This window comes from Micromonospora lacuserhaii, assembly GCF_036902735.1.
In the GTDB taxonomy this organism is placed as follows: Bacteria; Actinomycetota; Actinomycetes; order Mycobacteriales; family Micromonosporaceae; genus Micromonospora.
Window position 1 is genome coordinate 23,973 of record NZ_JBAKHO010000017.1, and the last position, 21,743, is coordinate 45,715.

Annotated in this window: 21 protein-coding genes; 4 read left to right on the plus strand and 17 right to left on the minus strand. The window is 73.2% G+C overall.

Annotated elements, in window-relative coordinates; translation table 11 throughout:
• The first annotated feature begins 1 nt into the window (after position 1).
• Positions 2-976, plus strand: a complete 975-nt coding sequence (locus V6U81_RS14015) for an EamA family transporter (RefSeq protein ID WP_334489127.1) — start codon at positions 2-4, stop codon at positions 974-976.
• Here V6U81_RS14015 and V6U81_RS14020 read toward each other — a convergent pair.
• Genes V6U81_RS14020 through V6U81_RS14050 form a run of 7 tightly spaced genes read right to left on the minus strand, consistent with a single transcriptional unit; the run spans position 939 to position 7,194 of the window.
• Positions 939-1,865, minus strand: coding sequence for a diacylglycerol kinase (locus V6U81_RS14020; protein WP_334489362.1), 927 nt, complete (start codon positions 1,863-1,865; stop codon positions 939-941). The genes V6U81_RS14015 and V6U81_RS14020 overlap by 38 nt on opposite strands.
• A 51-nt stretch (positions 1,866-1,916) precedes the next feature.
• Entirely contained in the window at positions 1,917-3,152 is a 1,236-nt protein-coding gene (locus V6U81_RS14025) for an acyl-CoA dehydrogenase family protein (RefSeq protein WP_334489129.1), read from the minus strand.
• Positions 3,152-4,180, minus strand: coding sequence for a phosphotransferase family protein (locus V6U81_RS14030; RefSeq protein WP_334489130.1), 1,029 nt, complete (start codon positions 4,178-4,180; stop codon positions 3,152-3,154). The genes V6U81_RS14025 and V6U81_RS14030 overlap by 1 nt, the downstream gene beginning before the upstream one ends.
• On the minus strand, positions 4,177-4,629 hold the full coding sequence (locus V6U81_RS14035) for a MaoC family dehydratase (protein ID WP_334489132.1): 453 nt from the start codon (positions 4,627-4,629) through the stop codon (positions 4,177-4,179). Before V6U81_RS14035 ends, V6U81_RS14030 begins: the two co-directional genes overlap by 4 nt.
• Entirely contained in the window at positions 4,629-5,645 is a 1,017-nt protein-coding gene (locus tag V6U81_RS14040; RefSeq protein WP_334489136.1) for an NADPH:quinone oxidoreductase family protein, read from the minus strand. The genes V6U81_RS14035 and V6U81_RS14040 overlap by 1 nt, the downstream gene beginning before the upstream one ends.
• The gene (locus tag V6U81_RS14045) at positions 5,642-6,424 is read right to left on the minus strand and encodes an SDR family oxidoreductase (RefSeq protein ID WP_334489139.1); all 783 of its coding nucleotides are present in this window, start codon (positions 6,422-6,424) and stop codon (positions 5,642-5,644) included. Before V6U81_RS14045 ends, V6U81_RS14040 begins: the two co-directional genes overlap by 4 nt.
• Positions 6,424-7,194: an SDR family oxidoreductase gene (locus V6U81_RS14050; protein WP_334489142.1), complete on the minus strand. Its 771-nt coding sequence runs from the start codon at positions 7,192-7,194 to the stop codon at positions 6,424-6,426. The genes V6U81_RS14045 and V6U81_RS14050 overlap by 1 nt, the downstream gene beginning before the upstream one ends.
• A gap of 154 nt (positions 7,195-7,348) precedes the next feature.
• Here V6U81_RS14050 and V6U81_RS14055 point away from each other — a divergent pair, with 154 nt between their 5' ends.
• Positions 7,349-7,945 carry a TetR-type transcription factor C-terminal domain-containing protein gene (locus tag V6U81_RS14055; protein WP_334489145.1) on the plus strand — a complete coding sequence of 199 codons (597 nt, stop codon included), beginning with the start codon at positions 7,349-7,351 and terminating at the stop codon, positions 7,943-7,945.
• Positions 7,946-8,003: 58 nt separating this feature from the next.
• On the opposite strand, the gene V6U81_RS14060 is transcribed toward V6U81_RS14055, so the two are convergent.
• A complete protein-coding gene (locus V6U81_RS14060; RefSeq protein ID WP_334489147.1) occupies positions 8,004-9,047 on the minus strand; it encodes a zinc-dependent alcohol dehydrogenase family protein in 1,044 nt (347 codons plus the stop codon).
• A gap of 217 nt (positions 9,048-9,264) precedes the next feature.
• Here V6U81_RS14060 and V6U81_RS14065 point away from each other — a divergent pair, with 217 nt between their 5' ends.
• The gene (locus tag V6U81_RS14065; protein ID WP_334489151.1) at positions 9,265-10,923 is read left to right on the plus strand and encodes an NAD(P)/FAD-dependent oxidoreductase; all 1,659 of its coding nucleotides are present in this window, start codon (positions 9,265-9,267) and stop codon (positions 10,921-10,923) included.
• Positions 10,920-12,359, plus strand: coding sequence for an ATP-binding protein (locus tag V6U81_RS14070; protein WP_334489154.1), 1,440 nt, complete (start codon positions 10,920-10,922; stop codon positions 12,357-12,359). Before V6U81_RS14065 ends, V6U81_RS14070 begins: the two co-directional genes overlap by 4 nt.
• Positions 12,360-12,372: 13 nt before the next feature.
• Here the strand turns inward: V6U81_RS14070 and V6U81_RS14075 are convergent, their stop codons facing one another.
• From V6U81_RS14075 to V6U81_RS14115, 9 genes are all read right to left on the minus strand, one after another.
• Complete coding sequence (locus tag V6U81_RS14075) at positions 12,373-12,999, minus strand: TetR/AcrR family transcriptional regulator (RefSeq protein ID WP_334489157.1); 627 nt, start codon at positions 12,997-12,999, stop codon at positions 12,373-12,375.
• Between the two features lie 150 nt (positions 13,000-13,149).
• The gene (locus V6U81_RS14080; RefSeq protein WP_334489160.1) at positions 13,150-14,421 is read right to left on the minus strand and encodes an ABC transporter substrate-binding protein; all 1,272 of its coding nucleotides are present in this window, start codon (positions 14,419-14,421) and stop codon (positions 13,150-13,152) included.
• Between the two features lie 52 nt (positions 14,422-14,473).
• Complete coding sequence (locus tag V6U81_RS14085; protein ID WP_334489163.1) at positions 14,474-15,607, minus strand: branched-chain amino acid ABC transporter permease; 1,134 nt, start codon at positions 15,605-15,607, stop codon at positions 14,474-14,476.
• On the minus strand, positions 15,604-16,482 hold the full coding sequence (locus V6U81_RS14090; RefSeq protein WP_334489166.1) for a branched-chain amino acid ABC transporter permease: 879 nt from the start codon (positions 16,480-16,482) through the stop codon (positions 15,604-15,606). The genes V6U81_RS14085 and V6U81_RS14090 overlap by 4 nt, the downstream gene beginning before the upstream one ends.
• Positions 16,483-16,507: 25 nt before the next feature.
• The gene (locus V6U81_RS14095; RefSeq protein WP_334489168.1) at positions 16,508-17,224 is read right to left on the minus strand and encodes an ABC transporter ATP-binding protein; all 717 of its coding nucleotides are present in this window, start codon (positions 17,222-17,224) and stop codon (positions 16,508-16,510) included.
• On the minus strand, positions 17,221-18,054 hold the full coding sequence (locus V6U81_RS14100) for an ABC transporter ATP-binding protein (protein ID WP_334489170.1): 834 nt from the start codon (positions 18,052-18,054) through the stop codon (positions 17,221-17,223). The genes V6U81_RS14095 and V6U81_RS14100 overlap by 4 nt, the downstream gene beginning before the upstream one ends.
• 140 nt (positions 18,055-18,194) lie before the next feature.
• A complete protein-coding gene (locus tag V6U81_RS14105; RefSeq protein ID WP_334489173.1) occupies positions 18,195-19,274 on the minus strand; it encodes a phosphotriesterase family protein in 1,080 nt (359 codons plus the stop codon).
• Entirely contained in the window at positions 19,274-20,803 is a 1,530-nt protein-coding gene (locus V6U81_RS14110) for a long-chain-fatty-acid--CoA ligase (RefSeq protein ID WP_334489175.1), read from the minus strand. Before V6U81_RS14110 ends, V6U81_RS14105 begins: the two co-directional genes overlap by 1 nt.
• Positions 20,804-20,891: 88 nt before the next feature.
• Complete coding sequence (locus V6U81_RS14115; RefSeq protein ID WP_334489365.1) at positions 20,892-21,644, minus strand: SDR family NAD(P)-dependent oxidoreductase; 753 nt, start codon at positions 21,642-21,644, stop codon at positions 20,892-20,894.
• Positions 21,645-21,743 lie beyond the last annotated feature (99 nt).

Genomic DNA, 21,743 nt, shown 5'->3' on the forward strand with positions numbered 1-21,743 from the left:
CATGACGACCAGCCCAGCCACGTCCCCGCCCGCCGCCGGCCCCCGGACCGACGGTCACCTCGGGGCGGTCGCGCTGGTACTCGGCGGGGCGCTGTCGGTGCACACCGGCTCGGCGCTCGCCGCGCTGCTCTTCCCCCGCGTCGGGGTGGCCGGCACGGTCACCCTGCGGCTGGCCATCGGTGCGCTGCTGATGCTCGCGGTGTGCCGGCCCCGGCTGCGCGGCCACGGCCGGGCCGCCTGGCTGTCCGTGGTCGCCTTCGGGCTCGCCCTGGCCGGGATGAACTCGGTCTTCTACCAGGCCATCGAGCGGATCCCGCTCGGCCCGGCGGTGACCCTGGAGGTGCTGGGACCGCTCACCCTGTCGGTGCTGACCGCGCACCGGTGGACCGCCTGGTGCTGGGCGGGGCTCGCCCTGGCCGGGGTCGCCCTGCTCGGCCAGGGCGGCTTCGACCGGCTGAACCCGCTCGGCGCGGGCCTGGCGCTCGGCGCGGGGGCGCTCTGGGCGGCGTACATCGTCTGCTCGGCGCGGGTCGGCGGCCACTTCCCCCGGGCCGACGGGCTCGCCCTGTCCCTCACCCTGGCGGCCGTGGTCACCCTGCCGATCGGCCTGGTCGACGCCGGGACCCGGCTCTGGCACCCGGCAGTGCTGGGACTCGGCGCCGGGCTGGCGTTGCTCGCCTCGGTGCTGCCGTACACCCTGGAGCTGCTGGCCCTGCGCAGGCTGGCCACCTCGACCTTCGCGGTGCTGATGAGCCTCGGCCCGGCACTCGCCGCGCTCGCCGGCTGGCTGATCCTCGACCAGGCGCTGCATCCCGTGGAGGTGCTGGCGATCGGCCTGGTCATCGCCGCCAGCATCGGCGCGGTACGAGCCGGCGCGCCCCGGGGAACCGCCGCGCCGGTCGCCGAAGGGCCGGTCGCCGAGGGGCCGGACGGGCAGCTCAGCGCAGCAGTCGCACCGCCGCCGGCACGGCGCTGATCCGCACCGGCAGGTCCAGTGCCCGTTCCCCGTCGGCGTACGTGGTGATGCCCTCAGCCGCCAGCTCCACCGTCCGGGCGCGGTAGCTGGTCACCAGCGGGTGCGCCACGTGCGTGCCGGCGTAGATGCGCGGCTTGACCCGCATCAGGGTGCGCCGGTCGAACCGGCCGCCGACCACCACGTCGAGCAGCCCGTCGGTGGGGTCGGCGTCCGGGCAGATGCGCATCCCGCCGCCGTAGCTGGCGCAGTTGCCGACGGCGACGAGGACCGCGTCCAGGCGGTGCTCCTCGCCGTCGAGGCGAAGCGTGTAGGCGCGCGGGCGCAGCCGGGCCAGCTCGACCAGGATGGCCAGGTCGTAGCGGCGGGGGCCGCGCGGCCAGCGCATCCGGTTGGCCCGCTCGTTGACGATCGCGTCGAAGCCGGCGGCGAGCACCGCCCCGTACCAGCGGTCGGCGCCGGCGGCGGTGGTCATCCGGGCCAGGTCGACCGGGCGGCTGCGGCCGTCGCGCAGCGCCGCGGCGATGACCCCGACCGCGGCGAGCGGGTCGGCGGGGAAGCCGGTGTCGACCGCGAAGTCGTTGCCGGTGCCGGCCGGGACCGGCCCGAAGGGCACCGTCGTACCCGCGACCGCCTGCAACGCCCGGTGCACGGTGCCGTCGCCGCCCACCGCGACGACCGCACCGGCGCCGTCGGCCACCGCGGCGTGGCACGCCGCCTCGGCCTCGTCCGGGGTTCGCGCCGTCAACAGCTCCACCGGCCGGCCGGCGGCGGCGAGCCCGTCCAGCAGCCGGGGTAGCAGGCCACGGTGCCGACCCCGGCCCGCGGTGGGGTTGGCGAGCACGGCGACGGGGCCGGCAGGAGGGTGATCGTCTGCGGTCACGGCGAGCACGGTACCGGTACGGCGGACGCCGCCCACCAGGGGCGGCGTCACGCGATGTGGTCACCCCCGGCTGTGCCGCCTCGCGGCGGCCTGGCGACGGAGTTCGTGCCGGGCCAGGGCGTTCTTGTGCACCTCGTCGGGTCCGTCGGCGAAGCGCAGCGTCCGGATGTGGGCGTACGCGGCCGCGAGCGGGAAGTCCTGGGAGAGGCCGGCGGCGCCGTGCACCTGGATCGCCTTGTCCAGGATCCACTGGACGGTCGCGGGGGTGGCGATCTTGATGGCCTGGATCTCGGTGTGCGCGCCCTTGTTGCCGACCGTGTCCATCAACCAGGCCGCCTTGAGCACCAGCAGGCGCAGCTGCTCGATCCGCACCCGGGACTCGGCGATCCAGTCCCGGATCACCCCCTGCTCGGCCAGCGGCCTGCCGAACGCGATCCGCTGCTCGGCGCGGGCGCACATCAGCTCGACGGCCTGCTCGGCGACGCCGATGGAGCGCATGCAGTGGTGGATGCGGCCGGGACCGAGCCGGGCCTGCGCGATCGCGAAGCCGTCGCCCTCGGCCCCGATCAGGTTCTCGACCGGCACCCGTACGTCATGGAACTCCAGCTCGGCGTGCCCGCCGTGGTCGTGGTCGTCGTACCCCAGCACCTCCAGGCCCCGCTTGATCACCAGGCCCGGGGTGTCCCGCGGGACCAGCACCATGGACTGCTGACGATGCCGCTCGGCGTCCGGGTCCGTCCTGCCCATGACGATGAGGATCCGGGCGTTCGGGTTCATCGCGCCGGTGATCCACCACTTGCGGCCGTTGATCACGTACTGGTCGCCGTCCCGCTCGATCCGGGTGGCGATGTTCGTGGCGTCCGAGGACGCCACGTCCGGCTCGGTCATGGCGAACGACGACCGGATCCGGCCCTCCAGCAGCGGCTCCAACCACTGCTTGCGTTGCTGCTCGGTTCCGAACATCGCCAGCACCTCCATGTTGCCGGTGTCCGGGGCAGCGCAGTTCAGGGCGGCGGGCGCCAGGTGGCTACGTCCGGTGATCTCCGCCAGCGGGGCGTACTGCAGGTTGGTCAGACCGGCCCCCTGCTCACCCGGCAGGAAGAGGTTCCACAGCCCGCGCTTCCGCGCCGCGGCGCGCAGCTCCGCGAGCACCGGCACCGCGTCCCAGGCCCAGCGGTTGCCGAGCTGCCCGAGCTGCTCGTGGAAGGCGTGCTCGGCCGGGTAGACGTGGCTGTCCATGAAGTCCAGGAGGTTGTCGCACAGCCCCTCGGTCCTCGGGTCCAGGGCGAAGTCCATCAGTGCTCCTTGAGGTAGGTCAGGCCCGCGTCGAGCAACAGCTCGGTCACCTCGCCCACGCGCTCGAAGCCGGAGCCGACGGTCTGGCCGCGCAGGTGGCGGTAGTGGATGCCCTCGAGGATCGCGGCCAGCTTGAAGGCCGCCAGCCCGAGGTGGAAGCCGAGTGGCGGGAGGGGACGGGTGCTGCTGGCGGCGTACCGGGCGAGGATCTCGTCCTCGGTGAGGAAGCCGGGCGCGGAGGAGGCGTCGGCGACCGCCCCCTCGACGAGCCGCCCGAGACGCTGGTAGAGCACCAGCAGCGCCAGGTCGGTCAGCGGGTCGCCGAGGGTGGCCATCTCCCAGTCGATGACGGCCGCGAGGTGGTCGCGGTCGTCGGTGAGGACGTTGTCGAGGCGGTAGTCGCCGTGCACGATGCCCGGCGCCGAGCCGGTCGGCACGCCGGACGCCAGGCGGGCGTGCAGCTCCTCGGCGGCCGGCAGGTCCCGACAGTACGACGCGTCGAGCTGTTTCCTCCAGCGACTCACCTGCCGGGCCAGGAAGCCGTCGGGCCGGCCGAAGTCGGCCAGCCCCACGGCCGCCGGGTCGACCGCGTGCAGGGCGGCCAGGGTGTCGACCAGCCGGGTCGAGATGACCCGGGTACGTTCCGGACCGAGCCGCTCGAGTTCGGCCGCCTGCCGGTACGCCGTACCGCCGACCCGCTCCATCAGGTAGAACGGGGCGCCCAGCACGCCGACGTCGGTACAGAGCGCGTAGGTCGTCGGCACCGGCACGTCGGTCGTCCGCAGCGCCGACATGACGCGATACTCCCGGGTCATGTCGTGCGCGGTGGCCAGCACATGCCCCAGTGGTGGCCGCCGCAGGATCCAGGTCTGCCGCCCGTCGCCGATCTCGTAGGTGAGGTTGGACTTCCCACCGGCGATCAGCCGGGCGGTCAGCTCCCCGGCCGCCCCGGGGACCGAGGCGGCCAACCAGTCCGCGAGCCGGGCCAGGTCGACACCGGGTGGGTCCGGTGGTGCGGAGGCGGTCACGGCACCAGGATGCTGACGGTCTCGACCACGCAGGCCGGCTTCTCGGCGCCGGCCCGCTCGACGGTCACCTTCGCCGTCAGCTGGTAGCCACCGCCGCCGGGCACCAGCGACAGCAGCTCCACCCCGGCACGCACCTCGGAGTCGACGGGGACCGGCGAGGGGAAGCGGAGCTTGTTGGCGCCGTAGTTCACGCCCATGGTCAGCCCCTCGATCTTGTACACCTGCCAGACCAGCATCGGCACCAGCGACAGGGTGAGGTAGCCGTGCGCGATGGTGCCGCCGAACGGGCCGTGCGCCGCCTTCGCGGGGTCCACGTGGATCCACTGGCGGTCACCCGTCGCCTCGGCGAAGGCGTCGATCTGCTGCTGGGTGACGGTGTGCCAGTCGGAGTAGCCGAGGTGGGTGCCGACGGCCCGCTCCAGCTCTGCGATGCCCTGGAAGACCTTCATCATCTCTCCTTCATCGGTCGGGCCGTCGGCCCGCCGGCGACGTACACCACCCGGCCGACGGTGACGCCGTCGGCGAGCTCCTGCACCCCGTCGGCCACCTCGTCGAGCGCGAGGCGTTGGCTGACCAGGGGCCGGACGGCGCCTCGGGCGGCCAGCGCGGTGAGGGCACGGTGGCATTCGACGACGGCCGCCGGGTCGTGGCGGTGGTACAGGCCCCAGTGCAGGCCGACGATCGAGTAGTTCTTCACCAGGGCGTGGTTGAGCGCGGCGGACTGGATCTGACCGCCGGCGAAGCCGACCACCAGGATCCGACCCTCGAAGGCGACGCACTTGGTCGACCGCTGGTAGGTCTCGCCGCCCACCGGGTCGTAGACGACGTCGGCGCCCCGACCACCGGTCTCGGCCCTGACCACCTCGACGAAGTCCTCGTCCCGACGGTCCACCACCACGTCGGCGCCGAGCGCCCGGGCCACCGCGGCCTTCTCCGGACCGCCGACGACGCCGATCACCCGGGCGCCGGCCGCCTTGCCCAGCTGGACGGCGGCGCTGCCGACGCCGCCGGCCGCGGCGTGCACCAGCAGCGTCTCGCCCGCGCGCAGCCCGGCCCGCCGGTGCAGGCCGAACCAGCCGGTCTGGTATCCGATGTAGAGCGAGGCCGCCTCGGCGTCGTCGAGCTCCGCGGGCGCGGGGAACGTGGTCGCCGCGTCCAGCAGCGCGAACTCACCGAACCCGCCGAACGGGAGCACCGGGCCGCCGAGCACCCGGTCGCCGACGGTGAACCCGTCGACACCCTCGCCGAGCGCGACGACCTCGCCACACAGCTCGACGCCCGGGGTGAACGGGAGCTCCGGCCTGACCTGGTAAGCGCCACGGCACATCAGGACGTCCGGGAAGTTGGCCGGACAGGCCAGTACCCGCACCACGAGCTGCCCCGGACCCGGCTCCGGGTCGGCCACGTCGACGAGCCGCAGCACGTCGCGGGGCTCGCCGAGCTCGCCGACCCGCCATGCTCTCATCGGGATGCCCCCTGGTCCTCGAGTCGCCGCTGGAGCTTGTTCATGCCGTCGAGCCAGCGGTCGGTGTCGGCGGCGCGGTGTGCGTAGTAGCTGGCCACCTGGGGATGCGGCAGGACGAGGAACCGGTCGTCGTGCAGGGCCTGCCACATCGCCTCGGCGACGTCCTCGGGAGTGAGCGCCGCGTCGTGGCTGAGCAGTTCCTGCAGCGGCCCGGCCTTGTCGAGCATCCGGGTCCGCACACCCTGCGGGCAGATCGCCTGCACCACGACGCCGCGGTGCCGGTAGGTCGCCGACAGCCACTCGGCGAACGCCACGCAGGCGTGCTTGCTGACCGAGTACGTCGGACTCCCGAGCATCGTGAGCAGCCCGGCCGCCGACGCGGTCACCACGAACCGACCGGAGCCCCGATCGACCCAGCCGGGCAGCAGCAGTTGCGCGGCCCGCACGTGGGCCATGACGTTGACCTCGTGGCTGGCGGCCCAGTCCTCCTCGGTGGCCCGCAACCCGTCGCCACGGTCGATTCCGGCGTTGCCGATCCACACGTCGATGCCGCCCAGGTGGCCTCGGGCCGTCTCGACCAGCGCCGCGACGCCCTGTTCGGTGGCGGCGTCGCCGGGAGCGGGGTGGCCACCGATCTCCTCGGCGACCCGGTTGGCCGCCTCGGCGTCGAGGTCGTTGACGACGACCCGCGCGCCCTCGGCGGCGAGTCGGGTGGCCAGCGCACGGCCGATGCCGTGGCCGGCGCCGGTAACGACGACGCCCTTGTCCCGTACCGGCATCAGGCACCTCCGGTCAGGGTGACGCCGCCGTCGACCACCAGCAGTTGACCGGTCATCCAGGCGGCGTCCTCGGAGAGCAGGAACGCGACGACGCTGCCGACGTCATCGGGGACGCCGAGCCGTTTGAGCGGGTACGCCGCGGCCACCTGCTCCTCACGGCCCTCGTACAGGGCGGTGGCGAACCTGGTCTTCACCACGGCCGGGGCGACCGCGTTCACCCGGATGTCCGGGCCGAGCTCCACGGCGAGCTGCTGGGTGAGGTGGGTGAGCATCGCCTTGCTGGCCCCGTAGAAGCCGATGCCGGGCGCGGGCCGGACGCCGGCCACCGAGGAGACGTTGACGACGGCCCCGCCGTGCTCCTTCATCCAGCGCCGATGGGCCTGCTGCACCCAGGACAGGGCGGCGAGGCAGTTCACCTCGAAGATCTTGCGGGCCACGGCCAGGTCCAGCTCGACCATCGGGCCGTACGTGGGGTTGATGCCGGTGTTGTTGACCAGCAGGTCGACGCTGCCGAAGGTGTCGACCGCGCGGGCGACGACCTCGGCCTGGTGGTCGGCATCGTCGGCGTGGCCGGCGATGCCGAGCGCGTGCTCCGGGCCCAGCAGGGCGACGGCCTGGTCGAGCGCCTCCTGCCTGCGGGCGGTGACGACGACCTTGGCGCCTTCGGCGACCAGCCGCTCGGCGATGGCCAGGCCGATGCCCCGGCTGGCACCGGTGACGATCGCCGTTCGTCCGGTGAATCTCGTGGAGATCGCTGCGGCTTCGGACACGGGCCTCCCCTTCGGGGTTACTAAGCGCTTGCTTACGTTAGGCTCGGTGAAGTGTGCGACGCCACAGTGGCCGCCGTCAACAGGTCCGGCCCGCCGGCCTGCGCCCGGCGCCGTGGTATCAATGCCCGACCAGGCAGGACAGGACGGAGGCGCGTTGACCGACACCGCCGAGCACTCCCGCGCCGACGCGACCCGCGCCCGGCTGCTCGAGGCGGCCGTCAGCGCGTTCGCCGAGCGCGGCTTCCACGGCACGACGACGCGCGACATCGCCGCCGCGGCGGGGCTCAGCCCGGCCGCGCTCTACGTGCACCACAGATCCAAGGAGGAGCTGCTCTACCTGATCTCACGGTCGGGACACGACCACGTGCTGCGGCTGGTGCAGGACGCGATCGCGTCGTCCGACGACCCGGCCACGGCGCTGCGGCGGGTGGTCCACGCCTTCGTCGTCTCGCACGCCCGCGACCACACCCGTACCCGCGTGGTGAACTACGAGCTGGCCGCGCTCAGCCCCGAGCATCACGCCGAGATCCGCGCCCTGCGCCACCGCATCGAGCAGGCGTTCCGCCAGCTCGTGGAGGCAGGCGTCGCCGCCGGGGTCTTCGACGCCCCAGACCCGCGGATGGCGGGAGCGGCCCTGCTGTCCCTCGGCGTCGACCTCGGCCGGTGGTACCGCGACGACGGCGGCTGGAGCCCGGAATACATCGCGGGCCAGTACGCCGAGATGGCGCTGCGCATCGTCGGCGCCCGCTGAACGAGGAGCGCGCTCAACCGCCGTGTCCACGGACGTCGCCCACCGGGCGACGTCACGGTCAGAAGGCGATGCGGACCTTCAGCGCGGTCCGCTCGTCCATCGCCCGGTAGCCCTCGGGCACCCCGTCGAGGCCGACGGTGCGATCGAAGACCGGCGACGGGTCGATGGTGCCGTTCAGCACGTCCACGAGCAGCTCCGGGATGTACGCCCGGGCCGGGGCGACGCCACCACCGAGGGCCACGTTGCGGCCGAACATCTGACCGATGTCCACGCCGGCGCTGCCGCCGTGCGGCACCCCAACGTAGCCGACCGCGCCACCGTCGCGGGTGATCGAGATCGCCGTACGCATCGACTCCTCGGTGCCCACCGCCTCCAGCACCGCGTGCGCGCCCTGCCCCTTGGTCAGCTCCTTCACCGCCTCGATCGCCGCCTCGCCCCGCACGGCGACCACGTCGGTGGCGCCGAAGGAGCGGGCGATGTCGGTGCGGGCGGTGTGCCGGCCCAGCGCGATGATCTGCTCGGCGCCCAGCCGGCGGGCCGCCAGCACGCCGCAGAGCCCGACCGCACCGTCACCGACCACCGCGACGGTCGCGCCGGGGCGGACCCGGGCGGCCAGCGCGGCGTGGTGCCCGGTCGACATCACGTCGGAGAGCGCGAGCATCGCGGTGAGCAGCCGCTCGTCCCCGGCGGCCTCGGCCGGGAGCTTCACCAGCGTGCCGTCGGCGAACGGGACGCGCACCGCCTCGCCCTGCCCGCCGTCGGAGCCCTCGGAGCCCCAGAACCCGCCGTGCGGGCAGGAGGTGTGCAGCCCCTCGCGGCAGAAGTCGCAGACCCCGTCGGACCAGACGAACGGCGCCACCACCAGATCGCCGACGCGCACCGACGTCACGTCGGCGCCCGCGGACTCGACCACGCCGAGGAACTCGTGCCCGATCCGCTGGCCCGGCTGCCGGGCCGCCACCCCCCGGTACGCCCACAGGTCGCTGCCGCAGATGCAGGCGGTGAGCACCCGCACCACGGCGTCGGTGGACTGTCGGACGACGGCGTCCGGGACCTCCTCGACGCGGATGTCGTTCGGTCCGTGGATCACGGTGGCGCGCAAGCTGACCATCCTTCGGCAAGGCATCGGGTAGGGGTGTGCCGTCCGTTTCCGGCCCCGGCACCCGCCGACACGACGGTAGACCCGGCATCGCCGGGCGCCAACGCGTCGCGGTGGTGTGGTGGCGGGGGTCACGACGACGGACGACGCAAGGCCCGGCGGGCGAGAGCGGGATCCGACGCGGTGGGCAGCAGCGCCCGACAGTGGTTCGATGGGCGCCATGGCACATCCGGTCATCATGACCATCGACGACGACCCCGTGGTCTCCCGCGCGGTGGCCCGCGACGTGCGCCGCCGCTACGGCGACCGCTACCGCGTGGTCCGGGCGGACTCCGGCGCGGCGGCGCTGGACGCGCTGCGGGAGATCAAGCTGCGCGGCGAGCAGGTGGCGGTGCTCGTGGCCGACCACCGGATGCCCGGGATGACCGGCATCGAGTTCCTCGAGGCGGCGATGGACCTCTTCCCCGCCGCCCGCCGGGTGCTGCTCACCGCGTACGCGGACACCGACGCGGCGATCGACGCGATCAACCTGGTCGACCTCGACCACTACCTGCTCAAACCGTGGCACCCGCCGGAGGAGAAGCTCTACCCGGTGCTCGACGGGCTGCTCGACGCCTGGGCTGCCAGCCCCGACGCGGGCACCGACGAGGTCCGGGTGGTGGGCCACCGCTGGTCGGCACCCTCCTTCAAGGTCCGCGACTTTCTGGCCCGCAACCTGGTGCCGTACCGCTGGCTGCTGGCCGACGAGCCGGAGGGTGGACGGCTGCTCGCCGCCGCCGGGGCGAGCGAGGCGGACGTGCCGCTGGTGGTCACCGCGGACGGCAAGGCGCTGATCAGCCCCACCGAGGCGGAACTGGCCGCCCTGGTCGGGCTGACGGTGGCCCCGGCCGCCGACTTCTACGACCTGGTGGTGGTCGGGGGCGGGCCGGCCGGGCTGGGCGCCGCCGTCTACGGCGCGTCCGAGGGGCTGCGGACCGTGCTGGTGGAGCGGCGGGCGACCGGCGGCCAGGCGGGGCAGAGCAGCCGGATCGAGAACTACCTCGGCTTCCCGGACGGGGTCTCCGGCGCGCAGCTGACCGACCGGGCGCGCCGGCAGGCGGTGAAGTTCGGCGCCGAGCTGATCAGCACCCGCGAGGTGGTCGGCCTGACCGACACCGGGTCGACGCGGCTGCTGCGGTTCGCCGACGGCGGCGAGATCGCCGCGCACACCGTGGTGCTGGCCACCGGGGTCTCCTACCGGCTGCTGGACGCGCCGGGCCTGGCCGAGCTGACCGGGCGGGGCGTCTTCTACGGTTCCACCGCCACCGAGGCGCCCAGCTGCGTCGACCAGGAGGTCTACGTCGTCGGCGGAGCCAACTCCGCCGGCCAGGCGGCGATGCACTTCGCCCGGTACGCCACCCGGGTGCACGTGCTGATCCGGGGCGCCGATCTGACCGCCTCCATGTCGCACTACCTGATCGAGCAGTTGGAGCAGAACGACCGGATCGAGGTGCACCCGCACACCGTCGTCGCGGGCGGGTCGGGCGGGGAGCACCTCGAACGGCTCACCCTCTGCGACACCCGCACCGGGCAGGCCCGCACCGTGGACGCGTCCTGGCTGTTCATCTTCATCGGCGCCGAACCGCGCACCGACTGGCTGGACGGGGTGCTGGTCCGCGACCGGCGGGGCTTCGTGGTGACCGGGCCGGACCTGGTCAGCGAGGGCCGGCGGCCGCCGGCCTGGACGCTCCCCCGCGACCCGTACCACCTGGAGACCAGCCTGCCCGGGGTGTTCGCCGCCGGCGACGTACGGGCCGAGTCGGTCAAGCGGGTCGCCTCCGCCGTCGGCGAGGGGGCGATGGCCGTCTCGCTGGTGCACCGCTACCTGGAGGCACAGTGAGTACGGACCGTCTGACCCCCGCCGGGCTACGCACCCTGTTCCTCTTCTCGGCGCTCGACGACGGGCAGCTGGACTGGCTCGCCGAGCACGGGCGGGTCGAGCGGCGCGCCGCCGGCACCGTGGTCTACGCCGAGGGTGAGGAGGCGACCTGCTTCGTCGTCCTGCTGCGCGGCACGGTGGCGATGAGCCGGCGGGTACGCGGCGACGACGTCGAGGTCAACCGCACCGACCAGCGCGGCGTGTACGGCGGCGCCACCCAGGCGTACCTGGGCGAGCAGGTCGAGCAGGTCTACCGCAACACCCTGCGCGCGATCGACGAGGCCGACTTCTTCGTGCTGCCGGCGGAGACCTTCGCCGACGCGGTGCGGTCCTGGTTCCCGATGGCCATGCACCTGCTGGAGGGGCTCTTCTTCGGCATGCGCGACAGCCAGACCATCGTCGGCGAGCGGGAACGGCTGCTGGCGCTGGGCTCGCTGTCGGCGGGCCTGACCCACGAGCTGAACAACCCGGCGGCCGCCGCGGTGCGGGCCACCTCGGTGCTGCGGGACCGGGTCGCCGGGATGCGGCACAAGCTGGCGATGATCGCCGACGGGCGGTTGGACGGGCGGGCCCTGCACCGGCTGGTCGAGTTGCAGGAGGAGGCGGTCGCCCGGGTCGCGACGGCGCCGGAGCTCTCCGCGATGGCCGCCTCGGACGCCGAGGACGAGCTGGCCGACTGGCTCGACGACCGGGGGGTCGAGGGTGGCTGGGAGCTGGCCCCCACGCTGGTCGGCGGGGGCCTCGACGTGGCCTGGCTGACCCGGGTCGGCGAGGCGGTCGGCCCGGCCGACCTGGCGTCGGCGGTGCGCTGGCTCAGCTACACCGTCGAGACCGAGCTGCTGATGCGGGAGATCGACGAGGCGGTCACCCGGATCTCCGGGCTGGTCGGCGCGGCCAAGCAGTACTCCCAGCTGGACCGGGCGCCGCACCAGGTGGTCGACGTGCACGAGCTGCTCGACGCGACGCTGGTGATGTTCAGGGCGAAGATCCCCGCCGGGGTGCGGCTGGTCCGGGAGTACGACCGGAGCGTGCCGCCCGTCCCGGCGTACGCCGCCGAGCTGAACCAGGTCTGGACCAACCTGATCGACAACGCCCTCGCCGCGGTGGGCGAGGCGGGCACGGTGACGGTGCGCACCGGGGTGGCCGGCGAGCAGCTCGCGGTGGAGGTCCACGACACCGGCCCGGGTATCCCGGCCGACGTGCGCCCCCGCATCTTCGAACCGTTCTTCACCACCAAGCCGGTCGGCGCGGGCACCGGCCTCGGGCTGGACATCTCGTACCGGATCGTGGTCCACAAGCACCACGGCGACATCCGGGTGGAGTCGGTGCCCGGCGCCACCACCTTCCGGGTGCTGCTGCCGCTGCGGGAGCAGGCGGCGGTGCCCGGGGTGGGGTGAGCCGGCCCGCCGGTCAGCGCAGGCCGGCGGCGATGGCGTCGACGAGCAGAGCGCCGAGGATCCGCGCCACGGTGGCCCGGGCGCCCGGCACGTCGAGCCCCATCGCGTCGCGCATCATCAACCACGCCGACGAGGTGCTCGCCACGGTCAGGGCGTCCAGCAGCCGGTCCCGCTCCGGTCCCGCGTGCGCCAGCTCCGGGCCGAACACCTTCTCGATCTCGGCGCGTACCCGGGCGATGTTGCCCTCGCGGTTGCGCCGCAACTGGGGTGAGAAGGGCTCGCGCAGGGCGGACGCGCGGGCGGTGGGCGCCAGCGCCTCCAGCATCCGGGCGCGCTGGGCGCAGAACTCGCCGATCCGCAGGGTCAGCGGCAGGTCCGGCGGGATCGGGCGGAACAGCGCCTCCTGCCGCTCGCTGACCCGCCGCCCGGTGGCGGCGAACAGGGTCTCCATGTCCTTGAAGTTGGTCCACAGCGTGCGCAGCGACACCCCGGCCCGGGCGGCGATGGCCTCCCCGGTGGGCTTGAGGTTCCCCTCGTCGATCAGCGCCAGGTGCGCGTCAACGATGGCGCTGCGGGTCCGCTCGGCCCGCGCCGCGCGCCCGTCCACCCGCGCCGGCACCTCGGCGTCCACGTCGATCATGTGAAGTCCCCCGTCGGTACGGCCGGCCGTTGCGGAGAAACCGCGTCGGAAGTGTATCGACGCCCGCCGGTGGGCGACCCGCGCCCGTCGGTACGTCCGGGCCCGCGGGCCGCCCCATCGCTGCGGCGGCCCGCTGCCCGTGCCGCGAGGTCACGTCGTCGGGATCGCGTCCGCCGGCGGCGTGCTCGGGGCCTCGGTGAACTCCTTCACCGCACCGTCACCGTCGTCGGTGGTCCAGGTCGGACCGAAGTAGCTCTGTACGCCGTTGGTGACCTTGTTCATCCGGACGCCGCTGTAGCCGGCGTGCACGTCGTCGGCGTACCGGAAGGGGGTCAGGCCGGGCCCGGAGAAGCCGCCCTTGCGCACCGCCTCGACCAGTTTCTCCCGGGTGAGGTCCTTGCCGGCCGCCTGCAACGCCTGCACGAAGGTGTACGCCATCGAGTAGCCGTACACGGCGTTGCCGTCGATCGGGTTGGCCGCGTTGTACTGCTGGTGGATCTTGGTGAACTCCTGGATCCACGGGTTGCCCGCGTCGTTCGCCATCGGCAGGTAGTTGTCGGCGATCATGCCCTCCAGGATCACCTTCTTGTCCCCGAGCTGCTTGGACAACGTGGTGTAGTCGGCGCCCACGTTGGACACCACCCACTGCGCCTTGAACCCCTGGCCGGCGGCCTGGCCCATGGCCAGCGCGGTGAAGCCGGGGATGCTGGCGGAGATCACCACCTGGCAGCCGGCCGCCTTCAGGGCCCCGATCGCCGGGCCGACCTGCTGGTTGGTGGTGGTGTAGGTCTGCTTGGCCGCCACCGGCCCGAGGACCTTCTCGACGCCGGCGAGGGAGTCGCGGCCGAAGTCGTCGTTCTGCCCGAAGTGGCACACCTTCGCGCCGGGGAACTGCTGCTTGACGAAGGTGGCGAGGATCTTGCCCTCGACCGTGTAGTCGGGCTGCCAACCGAAGGTGGTCGGGTACTTGTCGGGCTGGTTCCAGTTGCGGCTGCCGGAGGAGACGAACAGGTCGGGCACCTTCTGCGCCTTGACGAACTCCAGCACGTTGGTGTGGGTGGGCGTGCCGAGCCCGCCGAGCAGCGCGAAGACCTTGTCCTGCAGGACGAGCTTGCGGACCACGTTGTCGGTGTTCGCGGGGTTGTAGCCGTCGTCCATCACCTTGTAGACGATCTTCCGGCCGTTCACCCCGCCCTTGCTGTTCACGTGCTCGAAGTACGCCTTGGTGGCGGCGGAGATCCGGGAGTAGCCGGGGGCGGCGGGGCCGGTGAGCGGCTGGTGGGTGCCGACGAGCAACTCGGTGTCGGTGACCCCCGGGACGTTCTCGGCCGCCTGCTGCTCGTCGTCGGCGCAGGCCGACGCGCCGACCAGCAGGGCGAGGGCGGTGGCGGCCGCGAGAGCGCGGCGTGCGGTGGGATGCATGGTTCTCCATTCCGGTACGACGGGTGCGAACGGGTGGGCGGAACCGGGTGGGTCAGCGGCGCGGGGACCGGCGACCCGGCGCGAGGCGTGCGGTGAGCGTGCGGGCGGCGCCCTGCAGGCCCCCCGGGGCCACGAGCATGACGACGATGAGGATCAGACCGAACACGGCGAGGGCGAGGTTGCCCTCCAGCCGCTGGGCCAGGCCCGACGGCAGGGTGAAGGTGTCGGTGACGAGGCTCGGCAGGTCCTGCAGCGCGACCAGCAGGACGGCTCCCCAGACCGCCCCGGCGAGGCTGCCCAGGCCGCCGATGACGATCGCCATCAGCAGGAACAGGGACAGGTCGAGGGAGAACTTGCCCGGCGCGACGGTGCCGGTGAGCACGGCGTACACGCCCCCGCCCAGGCCGGCGCAGGCGGCGCTGACCACGAAGGCGAGCACCTGGTTGCGGGCCACGTGCAGGCCGGCGAGCCGGGCGGCCACCTCGTCGTCGCGGACGGCGCGCAGCGACCGGCCGAACCGGCTGCGCACCAGGTTCGCCATCAGCACCATCGTCACCAGCGCGGCGAGCAGCGCGATCCAGGCGAGCCAGCGCTCCGGCTGGAAGTACGCGCCGAGGAACGCCGGCGGCGTCTCGGCCGGGAAGCGCAGGCCCTGTTCCCCGTTGAACACGTCGGTGAAGATCGTGGTGATCGCCGGGACCAGCGTGGCGACGGCGAGGGTGACACCGGCCAGGTACGGTCCACGCAGCCGGGCGGCGGCCAGCCCGATGACCAGTCCCGCCGCCGCGGTCACCACGGCGGCGAGCAGCAGGGACAGCGGCAGGATCCACCGGCCCTGCACGCTCCGCTCCTCGAAGCCCTGCTGCACCAGGGCGACCGTGTACGCGCCGGTGGCCATCAGCGCCCCGTGCCCGAGGGAGAGCTGGCCGTTGAGTCCGACCAGGACGGTGTAGCCGGCGGTCACGCAGAGGAACGCGCAGACCCGCGCCACCTGGAGGTTCTGGTACGGCGGCAGCTGGTTGGTGACCAGCACGACCGCGGTGCCGGCGAGCACCGCCACGACCAGGTGACGCAGCAGGGTCGACCCCTGGCCGGCGGCGTGCGGCGGGCCGGGCAGCAGCCGGCGCAGCGGGGACCGGGCCGGCCGCGGCGGGACGGTGGGCGCATCGGGGCGGGTGGTGGTCACACGTGCCTCGCTCTCACGCCGGAGAAGAGCCCTCCGGGCCGGACCAGCAGGACCGCCAGCAGCAGGACGAGGATCGCCAGTGGCGTGGTGTCGGGGCCGAGGTAGCCGGTGACGTACGACAGGATCAGCCCGACGAGCAGGCCACCGACCACCGCGCCGGCCGGGCTGTCCAGGCCGCCGACCACGGCGGCGGTGAACGCCACGACGAAGACCAGGTCCATCGCGTGCGGGTGCAGTCCCAGCCCGGTGGGGACGACCAGCATTCCCGCGAGGGCGCCGACCGCGCCGGCCAGCGCCCAGCCGACGGTGAGCATCCGGGACACGTTGACGCCGAGCAGCCGGGAGACCTCCGGCGCGAAGGCGGAGGCCCGCATCCGCAGCCCGATCGGCGTCCGGGTGAACAGCAGCGCGAGCAGGACCACGACCACGATGGCCGCGCCGAGGACCCACAGGTCGTACGGGGACATCGCGGCGACCCCGCCGACGGAGAGCGCATCGGTGTCGAAGGGTGCGGCCGCCGGCCGGTACTCGTTGCCGAAGACGATGCCGAGCACCGCCTGGATCAGCAGCACCAGGCCGAGGGCGACGATGACGTCGTTGAGCGGGTTGGCGTGGCCGACGAAGCGCATCAGCACCCGTTCGACCAGCGCGCCCAGCGCGAGCCCGGCGAGGACGGCCGCGCCGAGGCCGAGCCAGTACGAGCCGGTGGCGGTCACGACGGCGTAGCCGACGTAGGCCGTCGCCACCGCCATCGCGCCCTGCGCGAAGTTGACCAGACGGGCCGCCCGCCAGATGAGCACGAGGGCGAGGGCGAACGCCGCGTAGACGGCGCCGGTGGACAGTCCGTCGAAGGTGAGGAACAAGAACCGGTCCAACGTGGATCCTTCCTACTCCGGCGGGTCAGAACCCCAGGTACGCGTGGCGGAGCTGCTCGTCGTCGCGCAGCCGCTCCGCCGGGGTGGCCATGACGATCCGGCCCAGGGACATGACCACGCCCTGGTCGGCGATCCGCAGGGCGCTGCGCACGTTCTGCTCGACCAGCAGGACGGTCAGCCCGCTGTCGGTGCAGAGCTGACGCAGCAGCGCCATGATCTGGGCGGTCACCCGGGGAGCGAGCCCGAGGGACGGTTCGTCGAGCAGGAGCAGCCGGGGGCGGGCGATCAGCGCCCGGCCCAGGGCGAGCATCTGCCGTTCCCCGCCGGAGAGCTGGTGCCCGGCGTGTCGTCGGCGCCGGGCCAGCGGCTCGAAGAGCTGGTACACCTCGTCCTGGGCCCGCCGGGCGTCGGCCCGGTCCCGGCGCCACAGCCCGCCGAGGCGCAGGTTCTCCTCGACGGTCAGTTCGGCGACGACGCCGCGGCCTTCCGGCACGTGCGCCAGACCGCGCCGCACGAGGTGTTCGACGCGGACGCCCCGCAGGTCGGCGCCGTCGAAGCGGATCCGGCCGGCGGTCGGTCGGAGCAGGCCGGACAGCGTGCGCAGCAGGGTGGTCTTGCCGGCGCCGTTGGCCCCGAGCACGGCGGTGACGGTGCCGGCGGGCACCTCGAGGGTGACCTCGTGCAGCACGGGCACCGGGCCGTAGCCGGAGCTGAGCTGGTCGACCTCCAGCAGGGCGCTCACGACCCGGCTCCCGCTCCGCCGGCCTCGGCCGGCACCTCGGCGCCGAGGTACGCCTCGGCCACCAGCGGGTCGTCGCGCACCTGCTCGGGGCTGCCGGCGGCGATGACCCGGCCGAAGTCCAGCACCACGATCTCGTGGCAGACGGACATCACCAGGTCCATGTGGTGCTCGACGAGCATGATCGAGCAGGCGCCGCCGGCCCGGGCGGGCAGCGCCGTGACGAGGTCGGCCAGCTCGGTGATGTCCTCGGCGCCGAGGCCACCGGCCGGTTCGTCGAGCAGGAGCAGCCGGGGCCGGGCGATCAGGGCGCGCGCGAGGGCGACCCGCTTGCGCACCGCATACGGCAGGGTGGCCGGGCTCGCCGCGGCGTGCTGCGCGACGCCCAGCTCGGCCAGCAGGTCGAGGGCCTCGTCCCGGAGCCGCCGTTCGTCCCGGTCGCTGCGGGGCAGTCCGAACAGGGCGGTGGCGAAGCCGGCCCGGGCGGCGTGGCTGGCGCCGGCGACAACGTTCTCGACGACGGTGAGGCCGGGGAAGAGGCCGACGCCTTGGAGGGTGCGGGCGATGCCCAGCCCGGTGAGCCGGTGCGGGCGCGGCCGGAACGGCTGGCCGTCCAGGGTGAGCGAGCCGCTGGTCGGCGGGACGAAGCCGCAGACCACATTGAACAGGGTGGTCTTGCCGGCGCCGTTGGGGCCGATCACCCCGACGATGCGGCCGGGTGGCACCCGCAGCGAGACGTCGTCGAGGGCGACCAGCCCGCCGAACCGCACGCCGACGTGGTGCAGGGCCAGGTCGATGCCGTCGGTACGGGCTTCGGAGGGCGGTGGGCTCATCTTCACCTCGGCAAGGACGCGGCGGCGGGGGATGCGCAGAGCGACTCGGGCGAAGCATGGGACTGGTTATGACACCGGCAGTGTACTTTTCGAACGTCGTTCGTCAATATCATCGTTACCGCGTCGCAACGTACTCCTGGTCAGGAGCCTGGCGGCGACTCGGCGCGCGATGGCTCTTGCACTCGCTGTGCATGATTCGCGCCGCGCGGCTGTGGGGTCGCCGGCTCCGCGCCGCGCTGACCGGGCGCCAGGATCCGCCGCGGCACCTCCACCAGCATCGTCTCGATCTGCGCGTCGGTGACGCCGCGTTCACGGACGTACGGCAGCACCTCGGCGCCGATGTGCAGGTAGTGCCACTGGGGCAGGAAGGGCAGCACCGCCGGGTCGATCCAGTCGAGATGGCAGGAGGCGTCCTGGGACAGCACCATGCTGCCGGCGTAGCCGCGCCGGCACATCTCGACGAGGGTGTCGGCGCGCGCCTCGAACGTGGTGGCCAGGTTGATCCCGAAGCGGTCCATGCCGAGGACGAACCCCGCGTCGGCCAGTTCGGCGAGGTGGTCGCAGTCGGTGGTGTCGCCACTGTGGCCCAGCACCACCCGGCCCGGGTCGACACCCTCGGAGTCGCAGAGCACCCGCTTGACCGCCAGCCCGGTGCGCGACCCGGGATGGGTGTGCACGGTGATCGGCGTACCGGTGCGGTGGTGGGCCCGGGCGACGGCCCGCATCACCCGCTCGACCCCCGGCGTCAGGCCCGGCTCGTCGATCGCGCACTTGAGCATGCCGGCGCGCACGCCGGTGCCGGCGATGCCCTCGGTGATGTCGGCGACGAACATGTCCACCATCGGGTCGGGCAGCTCCACGCCGAGCGCCGCGTTGAGGGCCGGGCCGCGGTGGTGGAAGTAGAAGGGCACGCTGTCGTACGTGTAGACGCCGGTGGCGACGACGATGTTCAGCTCGGGGACCTGGTCGGCGATCCGCTGGATCCGCGGGATGTAGCGACCCAGGCCGACCACCGTCGGGTCCACGATGGTCCGGACGCCCTGGGCGGCGAGCGCGCGCAGCTTCCGCACCGCGTCCGCGACCCGGTCCTCCTCGCTCCCCCACTCCTGCGGGTAGTTCTGCTGCACGTCCGCGGTGAGGGTGAAAATGTGCTCGTGCAGGTAGGTGCGGCCCAGCTCGGCGCTGTCGACCGGCCCGCGCACGGTGGCCACCTGGCCCATCAGCTCAGCTCCCCCTTCAGCTCCCGCTTGAGCAGCTTTCCGGTCGGCCCCTTGGGCAACTCCTCGACGATCCGCACCTGCCGCGGATACTTGTACGCGGCCAGCCGCTCCCGGCAGTACCCGATGATCTCCTCCGGGGTGACCTCCGCGCCCGGCCGGACGCTGAGCACCGCCACGACCTCCTCGCCCAGCTTCTCGTCGGGCCGGCCGATCACCGCGGCCTCGACCACCGCCGGGTGGGCGTAGAGCACCTCCTCGACCTCCCGGGGGTAGACGTTGAAGCCGCCCCGGATGATCATGTCCTTCTTCCGGTCCACGATGAACAGGTAGCCGTCCTCGTCGGCGTACGCCAGGTCGCCGGTGTGGAACCAGCCGCCGCGGAACGCCTCGGCGGTGGCCTCCGGGTTCTTGTAGTAGCCCTTCATCACGTTGTGGCCGCGCACCACGATCTCGCCGACGTGCTCGGGCCCGGGCGGCAGGGGCCGGTCGAGGTCGTCGACGATCCGGGTCTCCACGCCCCAGATCGGCTTGCCGATGGAGAGCACCTTGCGCTGCGCGGCGCTGATGTTGAACGTGGTGGTGCTGGCCGTCTCGGAGAGGCCGTACCCCTCCAGCACGACCACGCCGGGGAACTTCTCCTCGAAGGCCCGGATGACCTCGCCGGGGATGGCCGCACCGCCGGAGACGCCGACCCGCAGCGAGGAGAGGTTCCGGCCGGTGAGGTCGGCCTGGTTGAGCGCGAAGTACATGGTGGGCACGCCGGAGAAGATGGTGCAGCGGTGCCGCTCGACGGCGTCGAGAACCGGCCCCACCTCGAAGCGCGGCACGAGCACCACGGTGCCGCCGTAGCGGACGGCGACGTTGAGCACGCTGGAGAGGCCGAAGACGTGGAACAGCGGCAGCACGGCCAGGCCGATGTCGTCGTCGCGGAAGCCGAACAGCTCGCCCCCGACGGTGCAGTTCATGTAGAGCTGGAAGTGGGTCAGCTCGGCGCCCTTGGGCCGGCCGGTCGTGCCGCTGGTGTAGAGCAGCACCGCGGTGTCGTCGGCGTTGGTCGGGGCGATCTCACCGGTGTCGGCGGCCGCGTACAGCTCGTCGAAGTGCCGGGTGCCGTCCGGCCGCTGGTCGCTGCCGGGCAGGTTCACCACGTACGTGGTGACGCCGTCGACCTCGGCGGCCCCCTTGACGGCCTCGTCGGCGAAGAGCTCGAAGGTGACCAGGACCCGGGTGTCGGAGTCGGCCAGGTGGTAGGCGATCTCACCGGCGCGCAGCAGCGGGTTGAGCGGGACCATCACCAGGCCCGCCTTGAGGATCGCGAAGTAGCTGAAGAGGAACTGCGGCACGTTGGGCAGCTGCACCGCCACCTTGTCGCCGGGGCGCAGACCCGCGGCGAGCAGGGCGGCGGCCACCCGGCCGGAGATCTCGTCGACCTGGGCGTAGCTGAACGTCAGGTCACCGAGGTGGCACAGCGGCTTGTCCGGGTGGGCCCGGCGGGGCTCCCGGAGGATGGTGGCGAGGTTGAAGCTCATCCTGCTCCTCCTGTGTGGCGACTCCCGCGCCGACGAAGCGACGCATAGATCGACGTGACAGCCTCTCTACCCCCGGGTCCACCTGGCGTCAAGGCATCACGAGACCGCCGTCGACCGGCACGGTGACCCCGGTGACGTACGACGAGGCGTCGCTGGCCAGCCAGACCAGGGTGGCGGCGAGCTCCTCGTGCTCGCCGAGCCGCCCGGCCGGGGCCAGCGCCTTGACCATCTCGAAGGTGCTCTGCTCGAGCTGGTCGCTCATCTCCGAGGCGAAGAAGCCGGGGGCGAGGCAGTTGACCCGGATGCCCTTGCGGCCGGTCCACTGGGCGGCCAGGTCGCGGGTCAGGCCGATCAGGCCGGCCTTGCTGGCGGCGTACGCGGCCTGCGGGATGCCGCCGGGGCGGAGCCCGATGACGCTGGAGATGTTGACGATCGCGCCGCCGTGCTTCGCCGCCCGGGCGAAGGCCTGGGCCATCCAGTAGCAGCCCATCAGGTTGACGTCGACCACCGAGCGGAACTGCTCCGGCGTCTCCCGGGTGGCGGGCACCGCGGTCCCGACGCCGGCGTTGTTGACCAGCACGTCGACCCGGCCGAACGTCTCGATCGCGGTGGCGATCAGGGCGTCGCAGTCCTCGGGGCGGCTGACGTCGGTGGCGCGGGCGGCGTACCGGCGGCCGGCGGCCTCGACCAGCGCGCCGGTCTCCGACAGCCGGTCGGCGCGGCGGGCGCCGAGCACCACGTCGGCGCCGGCCTCGGCGAGGGCGCGGGCGAAGGACACCCCCAGGCCGGACGAGGCGCCGGTGACCACGGCGACCTTCCCGTCGAGGCGGAACCGGTCCATCACGCTCACCCTGGGACTCCTCACGTCCGTCCTACCGCACACCTGGACGCCGTACCGACCAGCCGGTATGTTCGGCGTCCGGCGACGGTAGCGAGCCGC